The organism is Streptomyces sp. WM6372 (assembly GCF_001279655.1).
In the GTDB taxonomy this organism is placed as follows: domain Bacteria; phylum Actinomycetota; class Actinomycetes; order Streptomycetales; family Streptomycetaceae; genus Streptomyces.
On sequence record NZ_LGDB01000183.1, the window covers coordinates 64227 to 81579 of the forward strand.

The window sequence follows — 17353 nt, forward strand, 5'->3', positions numbered from 1 at the left end:
GTCACTTCCCGGAGAGCAGATCGAGGCCGCCGCGCCGGCCGAACAGACGCGGGATGGCGAGCGCGAGGACGATGAGTGCCACGGACCCGACGAGCATCAGGGTGCCGACGGCGTTGATGGTGGGCTGCACGCCGAACCTGATCGCCGAGTAGATGCGTACGGACAGCGGCTGCGGATCGACGCCGGTGGTGAAGTAGGCGAGGACGAAGTCGTCGAAGACGAGGGCGAAGATCAGGACGGCGCAGGCCAGGATGCTGGGGAGCAGAGCGGGCAGGGTCACCAGGCGCAGTGCCTGTCGGCGGGTGGCGCCCAGGTCCATCGCCGCCTCCTCCACCTCCGGGTTCAGGGCGGCGATGCGGGAGCGCAGGATGACCGTCACGTAGGAGATGGAGAAGGTGATCTCGGCGAGCATCACGGTGCCGGTGGACAGCGTGATGCCCGTGCCCTTGAAGAGCAGCATCGCCGCGACCCCGGTGACGATCTCCGGAGTGATCAGCGGGACGAGCATGACCAGGCCGGCGAAGGAGCCGAGCCGGCTGCGGCCGCGTACGAGCCCGAGGGCCAGGGCCACGCCGAGGACCAGTGAGCCGGCCATGGCGACCAGGGAGACCCGCAGGCTCATGCCGAGCGAATCGAGCAGGACGTCGTCCCGGAGGAAGGCCCGGTACCAGCGCAGGCTCAGCCCGTCGAAGACGGTCAGGGACTTCTGCGCGTTGAAGGAGAAGAGGACGACGACGATGACGGGGAGGTAGAGGAGGGCGAAGAAGACCGCGGTGACGGAGATCGCGAAGCGGGACCGTCGTTCGACGCCGCGCCGCGGGCGCCGGGGGAAGCCGCGCCGCCGCGTCGGCCGGGGGCTGCCGGGCTCGCCCGCGGGCCGGGAACCGGGGGGCGGGGAGGTGTCGTGGAGGGGCTGCGGGACTGCCGGTCCCGAGATCTGGCGGGGTGTCATCGGGCCGCCTCCGTCTCGTCCTTGCGGGTGCGCCGCAGGTAGCCGAGCATCCCGAGGAACAGGACCGCCATCAGCAGCATGGTCAGGGCCGAGCCGAGCGGCCAGTTCTGGCCCTGGAAGAACTTGTCCTGGATCAGGTTGCCGATCATGATCTGGTCGGGTCCTCCCATGAGCTGGGCGCTGACGAAGTCACCCATGGCGGGAAGGAAGACGAGGACGCAGCCGGCGGCGGCGCCCTGCCGCGTGGCGGGCACGGTGACGAAGAAGAAGGTCCGCAAGGGGCCGCCGTAGAGGTCGCGTCCGGCCTCGATGAGCGAGGTGTCCATGCGTTCCAGGGCCGCGTAGAGCGGGATGATCATGAACACGATGAAGCCGTAGACGAGTCCGGCGATGACGCCCGCTCCGGTCTGGAGGATCTTGGTGCCCCCGTCGGCGAGGCCGATCGTACGCAGGGCCCGGAGCAACGGCCCGTCGTCGGAGAGGACGACGGACCAGCCGTACATCCGCACCAGGTAGTTGGCGAAGAACGGGACGACGATGGCGGCGATCAGCACGTTCTTGAAGCGCCCGCCGTACAGCGCGATGGTGTAGGCCACCGGGTAGGCCAGGGCCAGGCAGATGACGCAGGTGACGAGCGCGTAGCCGAGGGAGCGCAGCAGGACGGTGGCGTAGACCGGGTCGGCCAGGGCGGTGATGTTGGCGAAGTCCAGTCCGAAGCGCGGGTTTCCCAGCGGGTCGGTGGTGCCGAACGCGAGGGTGGCGACCAGGACGAGGGAGGCGACCAGGAAGCCGGTCATCCACAGGGTGCCGGGGAGCATGAGCCAGGTCCACAGGCGCGCACCCGACGCGGACGGACCCCGGTCCGGACGGGGCGCGGCGGATCGATCGTCGCGTGCCATGTCAGCCGGCCTTCACGTCGGTCCAGGCGGCGTCACGGGCCCGCTCGCCCGCCGCAGTGCCGTTGCGGAAGAAGAGGTCCGCCTTCAGGTCGTCGGCGGTCACCAGGCACTGGGGGAAGGGTTCCACGAGTGCCTGGTAGGCGTCCTCGGTGCCGCGGACCGGCATCGGGTAGCCGATGTACTCGATGTTCTTCTTCACGTTCTCCGGGCGGAGCATGTAGTCGATGAAGAGCATCGCGGTGCCGGGGTGCTGCGCGTTGGCGGGTATGGCGTAGCAGTCGGTGTTGACGGGGGCGCCCTCGCGGGCGACCTCGAAGCCGAAGACCGAGGGGTCCTCGGCCTGGGCCAGCATGGCGGCCATGTCCCCGCTCCAGGCCTGGGTCATGTCGGCGTTGCCGTTGAGCAGGTTGTTGTAGCTGTCGCTGGAATAGCCGCGCAGCCGGGGGCGGAGCGTGCGCAGGGTGTCGGTGACGCGTCCGAGCTCGGCCGGGTCGCTGGTGGAGAGGCCGAGTCCGAGTGTGAGCGCGCCCATGCCGAGCACCTCGTCGCGGTCGTCGAGCACGAAGACCTTGCCCTTGACCTGGTCGTTCCACAGGTCGCCCCAGGAACCGGTCAGTTCGCCGAGGCGGTCCCGGCGCCAGCCGATGCCGGTCTTGTACATGGTGAAGGGGACGGTGTGCGCGGAGCCGGGGTCGTACCAGGGGTCGGCGAAGTAGCCGTAACCGCCGAACACCGCCTCGGCGTTCTTCAGCCGCGTGTGGTCGATCGTACGGAGCCGGCCGCCGGCGGTGAGGCGCTGTGCCCACTTCGCCGTGGGGAAGATGATGTCGTAGCGGTTTCCGGCGTTGAGTTTGGCGGCCATGCCCTCCATGGAGTCGAAGTTCGACTGGACGACCTTGACGCCGTATTCCTTCTGGAAACCCTCGAAGACGGCCGGATCGACGAAGTCGGCCCAGTTGAAGTAGACCAGGTCGCCGTCGATCTTGACGTCGATCGGGGTGTGCGCGGTCGCCGCGGCGGCCGGGTCGTCGCCGGATGCGAATCCGCAGCCGGCCGACGTGAGGGCGAGGGCGGCGGTGGCGCCGGCGCGGAGGAAGGAGCGTCTGGTCAGGGGAAGTACCTCGGGGGACATTCGGGGGTCCTCTCCGTAGGGGCCCGCGGCCGTCGGGGACGGCGGGGAGCAGACAGTGCGGCGGGGCGCGTGCGCGCGGTGCACTCGCGGCGCGCTTCGGCGGGAGGCGGTCAGCGGGAGGCGGTAGACGGCCAGCGGGAGGCGGTAGGCGGTCAGCGGGCGGGGTTCACCGCTGTGCGGCGTCGAGGTCGGCCCGGATGCGCCCGGCGAACCAGCCGACCGCCGACTCGCGGCGGGACAGGGGACCGGGTTCGAATTCCGGGGTGGAGAGCCCCTTCTGGACGCGGGCGACCAGCTCGGCGTCCTCGTCGTTGGTGATCCAGCCGATGTGGATGTTCAGGCGCCGGGCCAGCCGGGTGCGCAGGCCGGTGCCGCGGCGGGTGTAGAACGCGCCGGGTACCGCCACCTTGTCCACCGCCTTCGGGATCGCGGTCCAGGCCAGCACGTGGTCCGGGTAGAAGTCGATGAGGGTGTTGGGGTAGATCACCGCATACCGCCAGACCCTGCGGTCGGCCTCGGCGAGGCCCGGCATGGGGGCGGCGACGCGCTGGTAGAGGCGTTCGGGCCAGTTGGAGGAGGGTTTGTCGCGGAGCGGCGAGCTGAACAGCGCGTAGGACTCGTCGATGTCGCAGGTGTAGCCCTGGTAGTCGAGCAGCCTCATCAGCCCCGGGTGGGCGACCGGGACGTGGTAGCCCTCCAGGTAGTTGTCGACCGCCACCTTCCAGTTGGCCTCCTGCACTTCGGCGCCGGCCAGGTCGTGGATGCGGGCGCGGCCGACCGGTACGAGGTCGGCCCCGGCGTAGTGGCCGACCGCGTCGGCCAGGCCCGCGCAACTCTTCGCCAGCGGGACGGCGTCGGGGTCGAGGTTGACGAAGACGAAGCCGAGGAAGGACTCGACTCGGGCCGGGAACAGGCCGAGGCTCGGTTTGTCCAGGCAGGGGATCTGTCGTGCCTCCGGGGCGCCGACCAGAGTTCCGTCGAGCCGGTAGGTCCAGCCGTGGTACGGGCAGCGGATCGCCTTGCCGGCCGGTTCCGCGGCGGTCACCAGGCGCGTTCCGCGGTGGCGGCACACGTTGAGGTGGGCGGCCAGGCCTCCGTCCTCGGTGCGGACGACGAGGACCTCCCGGTCGGCGACCGTGGCGGAGAGCCGGGCTCCCGCGTCCGGGAGGTCGGACTCGTGGCAGACGATCTGCCAGGACTTGGCGAAGACGTGCCGCATCTCCGCGGCGCTCGTTTCGGGATCGGTGTAGTAGCGGGCCGACAGGGCCGGCCCGGGGGTGTCCTGGCCAGGCGGGCCGAGTGGCGTTCGGGGGGCTCTGTGCTGCATCGGGTGACTCCTCCGTGCCGTACGTGCGGCGATCGGTGTCGGCGATCGATGTCGAGGCGACCCAGCTGCGGGCAGGGGTGGCGGCTTCCGCCGCGACCTCGCTGACCGATTGGACAGCCAGACTGATGGCTCGATTCCGCAGGGTCAAGACTTGTGGCCTGACCGATCGGTCAGCTAGCGTAATTGTTGTCACTGACCGCTCGGTCAGTCAAAGTGTCACCCGTCGCTGCTCCGGCGCCATCGCGCATTCGCCCTGGTCCCCGGGCCGGACGCAGCCCTGCCCGCCCCGGCATCCGCCCGGGCCCGCACCTCCCCTTCCCCGCCGCGCACCTCGGCGTCCCCGGCGCGGCGGTCACCTCCCCCAGGCCCCCTTTTCCCGGGTCCCGCCTCACGGCGACGGCACCCATCCCCCGGAGGCACGCATGAGTGGTCGTCGGCGTCTGGACTGGCTCGGACTCACCCCCGAACCGGAGCGGGAACTGCCCACGGCGGTGGCCGCCCTGCGCGCCCCGTCGCCGCCTGCACGGAAGACTCCGGTCCCGGCCGCCGACGGGACGGCCGGCGGAAGGGCGGCCCCTGAAGGAGTGGCCGCCGAGGGGGTGGCCGCCGAAGAGGTGGCCGCCGAACGACGGCGCGTACAGCGCCTGGTCCTGCGGGGCAGCCGCCACAGCTGGCTCCGCTACCTGGCCGAGGTCACCGACCTCGTCACCGGCGTGGCCGAGGGCTCGCGCCCCGGCGACCGGGCCGCCGCACTGCTCGCCGCGGAGGTGGTCCTCGACCACCACCGCATGCTCATCGGCCTCCCGGGAACGGGATACGGCCGCACCACCGGGGACCGCATCGCACTGGAGCGTGCCGTACGCACCCTGCGGTCCCCCACCCGGACAGGAGGCAGCCGATGACCACGATCCGATTCCTGGCGGCGCGGCGGCCGGGCTCCGTCCTCGGAACGGATCCGGGCGTGACGGAAAGCGCGGAGGCGTACCGCGCCACCGGCGGCTACGACGGCGCCATCGGCCCGGACGAACTGCTGCACCACCTCGACGCGTCCGGCCTGCGCGGCCGCGGCGGGGCCGGATTCCCGGCCGCCGTCAAACTGCGCGCCGTCCGCGAGGGCGGCGGCGCCCCGGTCGTGGTCGCCAACGGCGAGGAGGGCGAGCCGGGTTCGGCCAAGGACCGCTGGCTGCTCCGGGCCCGGCCCCACCTGGTGCTCGACGGGCTCCTCCGCGCCGCCGCGGTCACCGGGGCCGTACGCGGCTACGTCTACCTCTCGGACCCGGAAGCGGGCGCACGCGTACGCCGGGCCTTCGCCGAACGCGAGCCGCCCCTGCCCATCGAGGTCGTCGAGACCGACCACACCTACGTGGCCGGCGAGGAGACCGCGGTCGTCCGCAGGATCGACGGCGGCCCGGCGCTGCCCACGGCCAAACCGCCCCGTCCCTTCGAGCGGGGCATCGGGGGCGCGCCGACCCTGGTCTCCAACGTCGAGACGCTCGCCCGCATCGCCCTGACCGCCGCCCGGCCCGGACTGCGGCAGCGGATCGCCCGCTCCACCCTGGTGACGCTGTCCGGCGGGACCGGAGCCCCGCTGCTCACCGAAGTCCCCTACGGCGTCCCCCTGCGCACCCTGGCGGCCGCGCACGGCACCCCGGATGCCGCCGGGGCCCTGATGGGCGGGCTGTTCGGAGGGCTCATCGGCGCCCGGGACCTGGACCTGCCCCTCGAACCCGGCGCGCTGAGGGCGGCGGGCACCGCACTGGGCTGCGGAGCGATCCGCTTCCTCGCGCCCGGCACCTGCCCGGTGACCGTCGCGGCCGAGGCCGTCGGCCACCTCGCGGCCGAGAGCGCACGGCAGTGCGGCGTCTGCGTGACGGGCACCGCGGCGGTCCACGGCGCCCTGAGGGCGCTCGCCGCGGGAACGGCCGGGCCCGAAACCGCCGCGAACCTGACCCGGTGGTCGCACGGCCTGCCCGGCCGCGGCGCGTGCGGCCTCCTCGACGCCGCCGCGGGTACCGCCGGCAGCCTCCTGCGCGCCTTTCCCGAGGCCGTGCCCTCCCACCTCGGCGCGGCGTGCCCCGCCTGCGCCGCCGACCCGTCCGGGGGCGGCCACGGGCGCCTCGCCGTGGCCGTGCCCGCGGTCACGGGAGCGCTCCCGCACGGCGCCCCGGTGACCGTCCCCGCTCCGCTGCCCGTGCTGAAAGGAACGCCGTGAAACTCCTGTTGGACTCCACCCGCTGCCAGGGCTACGGACTGTGCCAGGAACAGGCACCCGACCTCGTCGAGCTCGACGAGTGGGGCTATGCCGAGGTCATCACCCTCGTCGTCGCGCCCGCCGCGGAGGAATCCGCACGCGCCTGCGCCGACAGCTGCCCCAACGCCGCCCTCCGAGTGGAGAAGTGACGTGGGACGCGACCTGACCGCCCTCTTCGATCCCGGTTCCGTGGCCGTGGTCGGCGCCAGCGACGATCCGGCGAAGTACGGACACGCCGTGGCCTCCCAGGCCCTTCGGGCCCCCCATCGCAGACCCGTGCACCTGGTGAACCGGCGCGGCGGCACCGTCCTGGGCCGGACCGCGGCGCCCTCCCTCGCCGCGATCGGCGAAACCGTCGAGCTGGTCGTGATCTCCGTCCCCGGCGCCGGTTTCGAGGCAGCCGTCGACGACGCCCTGGCCTGCGGGGCGAAGGCGATCGTCGGCATCACCGCGGGCTTCGCGGAGGCCGGCCCGGCCGGACTGGCCCGGCAGCGAGCGGTCGCCGCACGCGTCAGGGCCGCCGGAGCCGTCCTCGTCGGCCCCAACTGCCTCGGCATCGCGGACAACACGACCGAGCTGTACCTCGCCTCCGACCGCTTCGCACCCGGCGGCGTCGCCCTGCTGAGCCAGAGCGGCAACCTCGCCCTCGAACTCCAACTCCGCTGCGCCCCGCACGGCCTGGGCTTCTCCCGGTTCGTCTCCCTCGGCAACCAGGCCGACGTCACCCTCGTCGACCTCGTCGAGGACTGCGCCCGCCACGAGGCCACCTCCGCCATCGCCGTGTACGCCGAGGACTTCGGCGACGGGCGGGCCTTCGCCCGGGCCGCCGCGGTGGCCGGGAAACCGGTCGTCCTGCTCACCGCGGGCCGGGGTACCGCCTCCGCGCGCAGCGCTCAGTCGCACACCGGGGCGCTCACCACCTCGGCCGACGTGGTGGCCGCCGCCTGCCGGGACGCGGGGGTGGAACTCGTGCACACGCCACGGGAGATGACGGTCGTACTGGCCGCCCTGGGCGCCGGGTCCCGGGCGCCTACGAGGGGCCGCCGGACCGCGGTCTTCACCGACGGAGGCGGCCACGGCGCCATCGCGGCCGACGCCGCCGAGGACGCCGGACTCGACGTGCCGGAACTCGGCGCGCCGGTGCAGCGGCGGCTGCGGACCGTGCTGTGGGAGCAGTCCGCGGTCGGCAATCCGGTCGACCTCGCGGGGATGGGCGAGCAGGACCCCCTTTCGTACGCCGACACGGTCGGGGAACTGCTCGCCGCCGAAGAGGTCGACGCCGTCCTGATGACGGGCTACTTCGGCGGGTACGCCGCCTCCGACGGCGGCCTGGGCCGCGGCCCGGCCGGCGGGTCCGTACTCGCGGAGGGCGAGTCGCGGGCCGCCCGGGAGATCGTCACCCATCTCGCGGCGGCCCCGAAGCCCTTGGTCGTGCAGTCGATGTATCCGCGATCGCCGAGCTGCCGGCTGCTGGCCGAGGCCGGGGTACCGGTGTTCGCGGCGACCGAGGACGCCGCCCGCGCGCTCGCGGCGATGACCGCCGGGGGGGCCGCGGGCGCACCGGGGCTCCTTCCGCTGCCGGATCCCGGCGCGCCGCTGCGGGACACGGGGTACCACGGGGTACGGGCGCTGCTCGACTCCGCCGGCGTGCCGTTCCCGCCCGCCCGCGAGATCGCCGACGAGGCCGGACTGCTGGCCGCGGCGGCGGAGTTCGAGGGCCCGTACGTGCTCAAGGCCCTGCACGTCCTGCACAAGTCCGACGCCGGGGGCGTCGCGCTGCGCCTGGCCGACCGGGACGCGCTCCTCGCCGCCTACCGGGACATGCGCGCCCGGCTCGGCGCGCCCTCCTATTCGGTCGAGGCGATGGCCGACCTGACCGACGGCATCGAGCTGATCGTCGGCGTGAACCGCGATCCGCGGTTCGGGCCGGTGGCCCTGGTCGGGCTCGGAGGGGTCCTCACCGAGACCCTGCGGGACGTCGCCTTCGCCCTCGCGCCCGTACCTGCCCGGCGTGCCGGGGAACTGCTGCGCGGCCTGCGGACCGCCGCGCTGCTGGCGGGCGTCCGCGGCCGGCCGGCCGTGGACGTGGCCGCGGCCGCCGCAGTGATCGAACGCATCACCACGGTCGCCGCCGCACATCCGGAGATCGCCGAGCTGGAGGTCAACCCCCTGCTGGTGCGCCCGGACGGGGCCCTCGCCCTGGACGCGCGGGCCGTCCTGGCCTGAGCGCCGTACCGGCCGCCCGCCGTACACGTCCCTCCCCCACCACCCTGGCCCACCCCCGACGTCCCCGGTCCCTTCCGTCCGCACCCCTACGCGTCCCGGAGCACATCATGGACTTTCGCTACACACCCGAGCAGGCCGACCTCAAGGCCCGTGCCGCGGCCTACGCGCGGCTCCTGATGAGGTACGAGGACCAGTCCGAGGAGGCCGGCGGGCCACTGCCCTCCGCCACCGTCCGCGAACTGACCCGCGCCGCCATCGAGGCCGGTGTCTACGCCATCAACATGCCCGCCGAATGGGGCGGGGCCGGCCTCACCCTGCTGGACCAGGTCATCGTCGAGGAGGAGTTCGGCAAGGTCACCAACTGCCTCTGGGACATCCCCTGGCGGCCCGCGAACGTCCTGGCCCACGGCACCGGGGAGCAGCGGGAGAAGTACCTGCTCCCCGTCATCCGGGGCGAGCGGTTCGACGCGTTCGCGGTGACCGAGCCCGGCGCGGGCTCCGACCCGGGCTCGTGCACCAGTACGGCGACCCGTACCGACGGCGGCTGGCTGCTGAACGGCGAGAAGTGGTTCGTGACCTGCGGTGACATCGCGGACTTCCTGCTCGTGCAGGCCGATGCGGGGCCGGAGCGGGCCGCCACCCTGTTCTTCGTGGACAAGCGGGCGGCGGGCGTCGAGATGACCCGCGTCCCCCGGTTCATGCACTCCGCGGTGAACGGGCATCCCGAGTTCACCTTCTCCGACGTCTTCGTCCCCGACGAGGACGTGCTCGGCGGCGTCGGGAACGGGTACGAGCTGACCAAGGAATGGTTCACGGACGAGCGGCTGATGATCGCCGCCCGGACGGTCGGCGCCGCCGAACGGGCCCTGGAACTGGCCCGCGACTGGGCGGTGGAGCGCCGCCAGTTCGGCTCCCCGATCGCCGACTTCCAGCTGATCCAGGGCAGCGCCTACACCCACCAGGTCGCCTGGGAAGCCGACCAGCCTCACACCGACCGCAAGACCCTCCACGCCAAGGCGTCGACGGCGAAGCTCGCGGCGAGCGAGGCCGCGGGGCGGGTCATCGACCGCTGCGTGCAGATCTTCGGCGGCCGCGGCTACGACCGTTCGTACCCGGTCGAGCGCATGTACCGGGAATTGCGCGTCGACCGCATCTGGGAGGGCACCTCCGAGATCCAGCGCCTGATCATCGCCAACGAGCTCATCAAGCGCGGCACCCGGGCCCTCGCACTGCCCGGCGCCTGACGTCCGGCATCCCCCACGTCCCCTTCCGCCACCAGCCCCGCCCCGCAACCACGACCACGAGGACCGACAGACATGGACTTCCGCCTCACCGCCCGTCAGGAAGAGCTCAAGAACTCGGCGCGCGCCCTCACCGAGTTCATCACGACGTACGAGCTCGACTGCGAGGAGAACAACGGCCTGCCCCCGCAGGCCCACACCGAGATCCGCGACGCCGTCCTCGACAGCGGACTGCAGGCCGTCAACATGCCCGCCGAATGGGGCGGCGCCGGGCTCACCATCCTGGAGCAGGTCACCGTCCAGGCGGAGCTCGGACGGCTGACCGGCGCACTGTGGGACATGGTGTGGCGGCCGGCCAACGCCCTGTCCTTCTGCACGCCCGAGCAGCGCGAGCGCTACCTCGTCCCCGTGATCCGGGGGCAGCGGCGCGACTGCTACGCGGTGAGCGAGCCCGAGGCGGGCTCGGACCCGCAGAGCCTGCGGACCACAGCGACGCGGACCGACGGCGGCTGGGTGCTGAACGGAGAGAAGTGGTTCGTCACCGTCGGCGACCACGCGGACTTCATGATCGTGCTCGCCGCCGCCGGGGAAGAGCGGGCGCCGACCCTGTTCCTCGTCGACAAGGACACTCCGGGAATCGAGATGACCCGGGTGCCGCGCTGGATGCACACGTTCGTCTACGAGCACCCCGAGTTCACCTTCACCGACGTGCACGTGGCCGCGGACGCGGTGCTCGGGGAGGTGGGCAACGGCTACGACATCACGCGGTCCTGGTTCACCGAGGAGCGGCTGATGATCGCCGCCCGGACGATCGGCGCCGCCGAACGGGCCCTGGAACTGGCCCGCGACTGGGCGGTGGAGCGCCGCCAGTTCGGCTCCCCGATCGCCGACTTCCAGCTGATCCAGGGCAACCCACCAGGTCGCCTGGGAGGTCGACGAGGGCCTGATCAACCGCAAGACGCTGCACGCCAAGGCGGCCATCGCCAAGCTGGCGGCGAGCGAGGCCTCCGGTCGCGTCATCGACCGGTGCCTGCAGATCTTCGGGGGCCGCGGTTACGACCGTTCGTACCCCGTCGAGCGCCTCTACCGCGAACTGCGCGTCGACCGCATCTGGGAGGGCACCTCCGAGATCCAGCGCCTGATCATCGCGGGTGAACTGGTCAAGCGCGGCACGGGCGTGCTGCGGATGCCGTGCTCCGCGTGACCGTGACCGCATGACCGCATGACCGCATGACCGCATGACCGCATGACCGCATGACCGTACGGCGGTCCGGGTTCGATGCCGGGCCCGGACCGCCGCCGTGTCCGAACCGATCGAGTACACCGAGTACGTGGAGGGAGAACCGATGGCCGATGTGGAACGGGTCGGGATCGTGGGATGCGGCCTGATGGGATCCGGCATCGCCGAGATCTGCGCCCGCGCCGGCCGGGACGTCGTGGTGGTGGAGGCGAGCGGGACGGCCGCGGACGCCGGCCTCCAGCGGATCACCCGCTCCCTGGCGCGTGCCGCGGACGCGGGGAAATTGACCCCGGGCGAACGGGACGCCGCGGCCGGCCGGATCACGATGGCCACGGACATGGCCCTGATGTCGGACCGGGACCTCGTGATCGAGGCCGTGGCCGAGGACGAGCGGGCCAAGCTGGAGGTCTTCGCCCGGCTCGACCGGGTGGTGGAGCGCCCGGACGCCGTGCTGGCCACGAACACCTCCTCCATCCCCGTCATCCGGCTCGCGGCCGCCACCTCGCGGCCCCGGCAGGTGGTCGGACTCCACTTCTTCAACCCCGTCCCGGTGCTCGCCCTCGTTGAGCTCGTACCGTCCCTGCTCACCTCCGAGGAGACCGCCGGGCGCGCACGCGCCTTCGCCTCCGAGGTGCTGGGCAAGCACGTCGTCCGTGCCCGGGACCGGGCGGGATTCATCGTGAACGCGCTCCTCGTGCCGTACCTGCTGGCCGCGGTGCGCATGGCCGAGTCCGGGACGGCGTCGGCCGAGGACATCGACCGGGGCATGACACTGGGCTGCGCCCACCCGCTCGGGCCGCTCGCGCTGGCCGACCTCATCGGGCTGGACACCGTCCAGGCCATCGCCCGGTCGATGTACGCGGAGTACCGCGAGCCGCTGTACGCCCCGCCGCCGCTGCTGGCCCGCATGGTGGACGCGGGCCTGCTCGGCCGCAAGACGGGCCGCGGCTTCCACACGTACCCCTGACCACCGCGCCCGGACGGCCGGAGCCCGGGGGCCCGATGAGCGAAGATGATGGTCTGGCGGCCCGGCAGCCAGACCCGACCACCCACCCGCCCTGCGGGCGCCGACACGGGGAGCAGCCAACGTGACCAAGGCCGAGCGTGCACTGGAGACGCGCGAGCGCATCCTCACGGCCGCGTGCGAAGTCATCGCCGACATCGGCTTCGAGAACGTCAGCATGCGCAAGGTCGCCGAGCACGCCGGGGTTTCGAAGGCCCTGCTCCACTATCACTTCGACACCCGGGAGAAGCTCTTCGCCGAGGCGATGACGCACTCCTTCGCCCAGACCGGCACGGATGCCGAGGAGGGCGGTGACGCGGCGCCGGCCGCCGTGGTCCTGGCCCGCATCCTGGGCAGCATGCTGCCCAGCGACGCGGACCTGCGTCAGGACTGGAAGCTCTGGCAGGAGCTGTGGGTGCGCGCCCAGCGCGATCAGACGGCCCGTCACCTCGCCGTGGACCTGTACGACCAGCTCCACGCCTGGGTCGGCGGGGCCGTGCAACGGGGCATCGACTCGGGCGAGTTCACCCCGTGCGACGTCGCCGCCGTCAGCACGCTGATCCTGGCCCTGTGCGACGGCCTGGGCATCCGCCTGATGCTGGACGACCCCCGGGTCGACCTCGCGACGGCCCGGTCGACGATCTGGCAGGCCATCGCCCCGGCCCTCGGGGTCGCGCCGGTCTTCCCGGAGGTGTGACGGCGAGGTCCGCGCCCGGGCCACCTCCCGCTCCACTACCGCGGCGCCTTTCGGCAGGGGGACCGAGGGGGCGGCTCCTCCACTGGTTGCGCATACGAATACCCGCCCTTCGAAGAGGCCCGCGTTCGTGGGATCGACCTACAGACGCTTGACCGATGAACCTGCGGCGACGTAACTTCGACCGCACCGACGCGCGAGCCACGACTGGAAGGGGGCGAAGCCGGATGTCGACCATCTCCGTGCTGCTTCGCCTCGCACACCAGATCGCCTGGGCTCCCGGTCGTGTGGCACACGGCTGCTGAGCAGCCCTCTTCCCGGCGTGCCCGATTGTGGCCCCGGGACCCTCCCCTCTCTGTCACCCTCCACGGCACGTCGTTGCGTGTCGATTTGTCGCGCTCGGGGTTATCGAGCTGCGACCACCGAAAGAGAAAGCTCCTGAAAATGGCGACTTGGACAGTCACATCGACCGCGCGCCGAAATGCGAGTGCGCCGTGGTAGCGGCGCGGATCACGGTCAACGGGAAAGAAGCACCGATTTCACCGGCCGCACCCCACACCACGGTGCTGGACTTCCTGCGCGAGCGCGGCCTCACCGGCACCAAGGAGGGCTGCGCCGAGGGTGAATGCGGCGCCTGTTCAATCCTGGTGGCCCGTCCCGGGGTGAACAAGCCCACCGACTGGGTGGCGGTCAACGCCTGCCTGGTCCCGGTCGCGGCGCTCGACGGTCAGGAGGTCGTCACCTCCGAAGGTCTCGCCACCGCCGGCGCGCCCGGCACGCCGGCCGCGTTGCACCCCGTACAGGAGGAGATGGCCGTTCGCGGCGGTTCCCAGTGTGGTTACTGCACACCGGGATTCATCTGCAGCATGGCCTCCGAGTACTACCGACCCGACCGCTGCGCGCACGCGGACCCGGCCGTCGACACCGAGACCGCCACCGGCACCGGCACCGGCACCGGCACCGAGCACGGTCCGAACGGTTTCGATCTGCACGCGCTGAGCGGAAACCTGTGCCGCTGCACCGGCTACCGCCCGATCCGCGATGCCGCGTTCGCCGTCGGCACGCCCACCGAGAACGACCCCCTGGCGCGGCGTCGCGAGCAGTCCCCGCCCGAACCGGTCCCCACCGAATACACCCGGGACGACAGCACGTTCCTGCGGCCGAGCACCCTCGCCGATGCGCTGCGGCTCCTGCGCGAGCGGCCCGACGCCGCGGTCGTCGCCGGAAGCACCGACTGGGGCGTGGAGGTGAACATCCGTTCCCGCCGGGCGCATTGCGTGGTCGCGGTCGACCGTCTGCCCGAACTGCGGGAGATGCGAGTCGAATCCGACCACATCGAGATCGGGGCGGCGCAGACGCTCACGGAGATCGAACGCCGCCTCGACGGCAGCGTCCCGCTGCTGGCGGAACTGTTCCCGCAGTTCGCATCCCGGCTCATCCGCAACAGCGCCACCCTCGGCGGCAATCTGGGTACCGGGTCCCCCATCGGTGACAGCCCGCCGGTGCTGCTCGCGCTGGAGGCGTCGGTGGTACTCGCCGGCGCCGACGGTGAGCGCGAGGTCCCCCTCTCCGACTACTTCACCGGTTACCGGCAGAGCGTGCGCCGGCCCGGCGAGTTGATCCGCGCGGTGCGCGTCCCGCTGCCGCTGTCGCCCGTCGCGGCCTTCCACAAGATCGCCAAACGGCGCTTCGACGACATCTCCAGCGTGGCGGTCGCCTTCGCCCTCGACATCGAAGACGGGATCGTGCGCAAGGCACGCATCGGCCTGGGCGGCGTGGCCGCCACCCCGATCCGCGCCCTCGCCACCGAGGCGGCCCTGGAGGGCCGGCCGTGGGCGGCGGAGACCGTCGAGGCCGCGTCCCGGGTGCTGCGGGCCCAGGGCACGCCCATGGACGATCACCGCGCCAGCGCCGGCTACCGCTCCGCGATGCTCGGCCAGAGCCTGCTGAAGCTGTACGCGCGAACCACCGAGGCGGTGTCGTCATGAGTCATCTGTCCGAGCGCCCCGAAATGCCCGTCGTCGGCGTTTCCATGCCGCACGAGAGCGCGAACCTGCACGTCACCGGCACCGCACTCTACACCGACGACCTGGTCCACCGCACCAAGGACGTACTGCACGCCTACCCGGTCCAGGTCATGAAGGCCCACGGCAGGATCACCGCGCTGCGCACCGAGCCCGCGCTCGCCGTGCCCGGTGTGGTCCGCGTACTGACCGGTGCCGACGTTCCCGGCGTCAACGATGCCGGTATGAAGCACGACGAACCGCTGTTCCCCGATGAGGTCATGTTCCACGGCCACGCCGTCGCCTGGGTGCTCGCCGAGACCCTGGAGGCGGGCCGGCTCGGTGCGGCGGCCGTCGAGGTGGAGCTCGACGAGAAGCCTTCCGTGATCACGCTCCAGGAGGCGATCGCGGCGGAGAGTTTTCACGGCGCCCGGCCTCTGATGCTGACCGGTGACGTCGATGCAGGCTTCGACGACTCCGCGCACGTGTTCACCGGCGAGTTCCAGTTCTCCGATCAGGAACACTTCTACCTCGAGACGCACGCGGCGCTGGCCCACGTCGACGAGGGCGGGCAGATGTTCGTCCAGAGCAGCACCCAGCATCCCTCGGAGACGCAGGAGATCGTCGCGCACGTCCTCGGCCTGCACAGCCACGAGGTGACCGTGCAGTGCCTGCGGATGGGTGGCGGCTTCGGCGGCAAGGAGATGCAGCCGCACGGGTTCGCGGCCGTCGCCGCGCTCGGCGCCAGGCTGACCGGCCGGCCCGTTCGGGTGCGGCTCAACCGGACCCAGGATCTGACCATGTCCGGCAAGCGCCACGGCTTCCACGCCACGTGGAAGATCGGCTTCGACGCCGAGGGCCGTATCCAGGCCCTGGACGCCACCTTGACGGCGGACGGCGGCTGGAGCCTGGACCTGTCCGAGCCCGTGGTGGCCCGCGCACTCTGCCACATCGACAACACCTACTGGATTCCCCACGCGCGCATCGCCGGTCGCATCGCCAAGACCAACAAGGTCTCCAACACCGCCTTCCGCGGCTTCGGCGGACCGCAGGGCATGCTGGTGATCGAGGACATCATGGGCCGGTGCGCGCCGCTGCTCGGCCTGGATCCGATGGAGTTGCGCGAACGCAACTTCTACCGGCAGGGCCAATCGACGCCGTACGGACAGCCGGTTCTCCACCCCGAGCGGATCTCGGTCATCTGGCAGCAGGTTCGGAACGACGCCGCCATCGCCGATCGCAAGCGCGAGATCGCGTCCTTCAACGCCGCGCATCCGAACACCAAGCGGGCGCTCGCGATCACCGGGATCAAGTTCGGCATCTCGTTCAACCTCACCGCCTTCAACCAGGCCGGCGCACTGGTGCTGATCTACAAGGACGGCTCGGTCCTGATCAACCACGGCGGTACCGAGATGGGGCAGGGCCTGCACACCAAGATGCTTCAGGTGGCCGCGACCACGCTGGGCATCCCGCTGCACAAGGTGCGGCTGGCCCCGACGCGTACCGACAAGGTGCCCAACACCTCCGCGACCGCCGCCAGTGCCGGGGCGGACCTCAACGGTGCGGCGGTGAAGAACGCCTGCGAGCAGTTGCGCGGGCGGCTGCTGCAGGTGGCCGGAACCCAGCTGGGTGCGAACGCCTCGGACGTGCGCATCGTCGAGGGCGTCGCACGCGTCCTCGGCAACGACAAGGCACTGGCCTGGGACGACCTGGTGCGCACCGCGTACTTCCAGCGGGTCCAGTTGTCGGCGGCCGGTTTCTACCGGACCGAGGGCTTGCACTGGGACGCGAAGACGTTCCAGGGCTCGCCGTTCAAGTACTTCTCCTACGGCGCCTCCGCGACCGAGGTGGAGGTGGACGGTTTCACCGGCGCGTACCGGATCCGGCGGGTGGACATCGTGCACGACGTCGGCGACAGCCTCTCCCCGATGATCGACATCGGTCAGGTCGAGGGCGGTTTCGTGCAGGGCGCGGGCTGGCTCACGCTGGAGGACCTGCGGTGGGACGCCGGCGACGGGCCGAACCGCGGTCGGCTGCTGACGCAGGCGGCGAGCACCTACAAGCTGCCGAGCTTCTCGGAGATGCCCGAGGAGTTCAACGTCAGGCTGCTGGAGAACGCCACCGAGGAAGGTGCGGTGTACGGGTCCAAGGCGGTGGGTGAGCCTCCGCTGATGCTGGCCTTCTCGGTGCGGGAAGCGCTGCGGCAGGCGGCCGCGGAGTTCGGACCCTCCGGAGTCAGCGTGGAGCTCGCCTCCCCCGCGACACCGGAGGCGGTGTACTGGGCGATCGAAGCGGCCCGCGAGGGGGGAGCGCGGCGGCACGACGGACGCGTCCCCGACGGCAGCGAGGTCCCCGCCGACGCAAGCGCTTTGAGCAATGCCTGAC

The 17353-nt window shown here is 71.9% G+C and carries 14 protein-coding genes and 1 pseudogene; 11 read left to right on the forward strand and 4 right to left on the reverse strand.

Features of this window, described 5'->3' with window-relative positions; genetic code table 11:
• Position 1: 1 nt before the first annotated feature.
• From ADK52_RS17870 to ADK52_RS17885, 4 genes are all read right to left on the reverse strand, one after another.
• A complete protein-coding gene (locus tag ADK52_RS17870) occupies positions 2–952 on the reverse strand; it encodes an ABC transporter permease (protein ID WP_053690817.1) in 951 nt (316 codons plus the stop codon).
• A complete protein-coding gene (locus ADK52_RS17875) occupies positions 949–1851 on the reverse strand; it encodes an ABC transporter permease (protein WP_053690818.1) in 903 nt (300 codons plus the stop codon). The genes ADK52_RS17870 and ADK52_RS17875 overlap by 4 nt, the downstream gene beginning before the upstream one ends.
• 1 nt (position 1852) lies before the next feature.
• Positions 1853–2983 carry a polyamine ABC transporter substrate-binding protein gene (locus ADK52_RS17880; protein ID WP_053690819.1) on the reverse strand — a complete coding sequence of 377 codons (1131 nt, stop codon included), beginning with the start codon at positions 2981–2983 and terminating at the stop codon, positions 1853–1855.
• 166 nt (positions 2984–3149) lie between these two features.
• Complete coding sequence (locus tag ADK52_RS17885) at positions 3150–4310, reverse strand: aromatic ring-hydroxylating oxygenase subunit alpha (protein ID WP_053690820.1); 1161 nt, start codon at positions 4308–4310, stop codon at positions 3150–3152.
• Between the two features lie 422 nt (positions 4311–4732).
• On the opposite strand from ADK52_RS17885, the gene ADK52_RS17890 reads away from it, so the two are divergent.
• The 11 genes and pseudogenes from ADK52_RS17890 (at position 4733) to xdhB (ending at position 17352) form a co-directional block, all read left to right on the forward strand.
• Positions 4733–5212 carry a hypothetical protein gene (locus tag ADK52_RS17890; protein ID WP_159045970.1) on the forward strand — a complete coding sequence of 160 codons (480 nt, stop codon included), beginning with the start codon at positions 4733–4735 and terminating at the stop codon, positions 5210–5212.
• Complete coding sequence (locus ADK52_RS17895; RefSeq protein ID WP_078988418.1) at positions 5209–6522, forward strand: NADH-ubiquinone oxidoreductase-F iron-sulfur binding region domain-containing protein; 1314 nt, start codon at positions 5209–5211, stop codon at positions 6520–6522. The genes ADK52_RS17890 and ADK52_RS17895 overlap by 4 nt, the downstream gene beginning before the upstream one ends.
• On the forward strand, positions 6519–6710 hold the full coding sequence (locus ADK52_RS17900; RefSeq protein ID WP_053690822.1) for a ferredoxin: 192 nt from the start codon (positions 6519–6521) through the stop codon (positions 6708–6710). Before ADK52_RS17895 ends, ADK52_RS17900 begins: the two co-directional genes overlap by 4 nt.
• Before the next feature lies 1 nt (position 6711).
• Positions 6712–8787: an acetate--CoA ligase family protein gene (locus ADK52_RS17905; protein WP_053690823.1), complete on the forward strand. Its 2076-nt coding sequence runs from the start codon at positions 6712–6714 to the stop codon at positions 8785–8787.
• Between the two features lie 107 nt (positions 8788–8894).
• Positions 8895–10031 (forward strand): acyl-CoA dehydrogenase family protein, encoded by a 1137-nt coding sequence (locus ADK52_RS17910; protein ID WP_053690824.1) that lies wholly within the window; start codon positions 8895–8897, stop codon positions 10029–10031.
• A gap of 72 nt (positions 10032–10103) precedes the next feature.
• Positions 10104–10874, forward strand: a pseudogene (locus ADK52_RS17915) (acyl-CoA dehydrogenase family protein); the annotation flags it as partial.
• 115 nt (positions 10875–10989) lie between these two features.
• Positions 10990–11232, forward strand: a complete 243-nt coding sequence (locus tag ADK52_RS44510) for an acyl-CoA dehydrogenase family protein (protein WP_267887279.1) — start codon at positions 10990–10992, stop codon at positions 11230–11232.
• Positions 11233–11374: 142 nt separating this feature from the next.
• Positions 11375–12235 carry a 3-hydroxybutyryl-CoA dehydrogenase gene (locus ADK52_RS17920; protein ID WP_053690945.1) on the forward strand — a complete coding sequence of 287 codons (861 nt, stop codon included), beginning with the start codon at positions 11375–11377 and terminating at the stop codon, positions 12233–12235.
• A gap of 121 nt (positions 12236–12356) precedes the next feature.
• Positions 12357–12968, forward strand: a complete 612-nt coding sequence (locus ADK52_RS17925) for a TetR/AcrR family transcriptional regulator (protein ID WP_053690825.1) — start codon at positions 12357–12359, stop codon at positions 12966–12968.
• Between the two features lie 491 nt (positions 12969–13459).
• Positions 13460–14953, forward strand: coding sequence for a xanthine dehydrogenase small subunit (locus tag ADK52_RS17930; protein WP_053690826.1), 1494 nt, complete (start codon positions 13460–13462; stop codon positions 14951–14953).
• Complete coding sequence (xdhB, locus tag ADK52_RS17935; RefSeq protein WP_053690827.1) at positions 14950–17352, forward strand: xanthine dehydrogenase molybdopterin binding subunit; 2403 nt, start codon at positions 14950–14952, stop codon at positions 17350–17352. The genes ADK52_RS17930 and xdhB overlap by 4 nt, the downstream gene beginning before the upstream one ends.
• Position 17353: the final 1 nt, after the last annotated feature.

Coding starts and splice junctions, on each gene's coding strand:
- ADK52_RS17890 (WP_159045970.1), top strand. CDS start 4,733: ATGAGTGGTCGTCGGCGTCTGGACTGGCTCGGACTCACCCCCGAACCG.
- ADK52_RS17875 (WP_053690818.1), bottom strand. CDS start 1,851: ATGGCACGCGACGATCGATCCGCCGCGCCCCGTCCGGACCGGGGTCCG.
- ADK52_RS17895 (WP_078988418.1), top strand. CDS start 5,209: ATGACCACGATCCGATTCCTGGCGGCGCGGCGGCCGGGCTCCGTCCTC.
- xdhB (WP_053690827.1), top strand. CDS start 14,950: ATGAGTCATCTGTCCGAGCGCCCCGAAATGCCCGTCGTCGGCGTTTCC.
- ADK52_RS17910 (WP_053690824.1), top strand. CDS start 8,895: ATGGACTTTCGCTACACACCCGAGCAGGCCGACCTCAAGGCCCGTGCC.
- ADK52_RS17880 (WP_053690819.1), bottom strand. CDS start 2,983: ATGTCCCCCGAGGTACTTCCCCTGACCAGACGCTCCTTCCTCCGCGCC.
- ADK52_RS17920 (WP_053690945.1), top strand. CDS start 11,375: ATGGCCGATGTGGAACGGGTCGGGATCGTGGGATGCGGCCTGATGGGA.
- ADK52_RS17870 (WP_053690817.1), bottom strand. CDS start 952: ATGACACCCCGCCAGATCTCGGGACCGGCAGTCCCGCAGCCCCTCCAC.
- ADK52_RS17885 (WP_053690820.1), bottom strand. CDS start 4,310: ATGCAGCACAGAGCCCCCCGAACGCCACTCGGCCCGCCTGGCCAGGAC.